The 1,361-nt window shown below is 63.3% G+C and carries 1 protein-coding gene; it reads right to left on the bottom strand.

Features of this window, described 5'->3' with window-relative positions:
* On the bottom strand, positions 1-1,205 hold a 1,205-nt coding region (gene leuC, locus KH616_RS25010), incomplete at its 3' end, for a 3-isopropylmalate dehydratase large subunit (RefSeq protein WP_292254935.1).
* Positions 1,206-1,361: the final 156 nt, after the last annotated feature.

Below are 1,361 nucleotides of genomic sequence, written 5' to 3'. Positions count from 1 at the left end.
TCGAGACCTTCGGCTTCGGCCTGGGCCTTGACGAGTCCCGAGCCCGGTACCACCAGCGCGAGCTGGATGTTCGGCGCAACGTGCTTGCCTTTCACGACCGCAGCAGCCACGCGCAGGTCTTCAATGCGCGCGTTTGTGCACGAGCCGATGAAGACCTTGTCGAGCGCGATGCGCTCTAGCGGTGTGCCGGGCTCGAGGCCCATATACGTCTGCGCACGTGTCATGCTGGTGCGGCGCACGAGGTCCGGTTCATCTGCCGGATTCGGTACGGGCACGTCGATGGGGGCCACCATGTCGGGCGACGTGCCCCAGGTGACCATCGGCCGCAACCGGGCGGCATTGATGTCGACGGTTTTGTCGAAGCGGGCCCCCTTGTCGCTCACAAGCGTCCGCCAATAGGCCACTGCGGCGTCCCAGTGCACTTCTCCCGGCGCGAAGGGACGCCCTTTCACGTAATCGATCGTGACGTCGTCGACGCCGACCAGCCCTACCCTTGCGCCCGCCTCTATCGCCATGTTGCATAAGGTCATGCGGCCCTCCATCGACAGCGCCCGGATCGTCCCGCCTGCGAACTCCATCGCATAGCCGGTGCCGCCGGCGGTGCCGATTTGCCCGATGATCGCGAGCACGAGGTCCTTGGCCGTCACGCCGGGCGGCAATTCGCCGTCGACGTTGACGCGCATCGACTTCATCCGCTCGACCAACAGACATTGCGTCGCAAGCACGTGTTCCACCTCCGATGTGCCGACGCCGAATGCGAGCGCTGCGAATGCACCGTGCGTACTAGTGTGCGAATCGCCAGCCACGACCGTCATGCCAGGCAACGTCGCCCCCTGTTCCGGGCCCACGACGTGGATGATGCCCTGCCTCGCGTCACGAATGCCGTAAGACTCGATGCCAAACTCGTTGCAGTTCTTGTCGAGTTGCGCGACCTGGATCCGTGAAAGCGGGTCCGCGATCGCATCGATGCTCGTGCGCTCATCCGCCAGCGTGGGAACATTGTGATCGGCTACCGCGAGCACCGTGTCGGGCCGCCAAGGGGTGCGACCGGACAGGCGCATTGCGTCGAACGCCTGCGGACTTGTTACCTCATAGACGAGGTGACGGTCGACATACAGAAGCGTCGGACCGTCAGGTGTCTCCGCCACAACATGGCTTTGCCAAAGCTTGTCGAACAACGTACGGGGCGTACTCGCGGGCTGCATGAGGGTGTCTCCATACATTCAGATAACGAATGTTGTTTGGCCCGCCAGCCATGGCTGGCGATGCTGCTGCCTATGGAGACTCATTTTCCACGCGCAATCACGTGGGACGAATGCGACAGTGTCGAACCCAGCTTTCGCGGAACGCGAAAGCGCACC

Source organism: Burkholderia sp. (genome assembly GCF_018375725.1).
In the GTDB taxonomy this organism is placed as follows: domain Bacteria; phylum Pseudomonadota; class Gammaproteobacteria; order Burkholderiales; family Burkholderiaceae; genus Burkholderia.
This window is presented reverse-complemented; position numbering and strand designations above follow the sequence as displayed.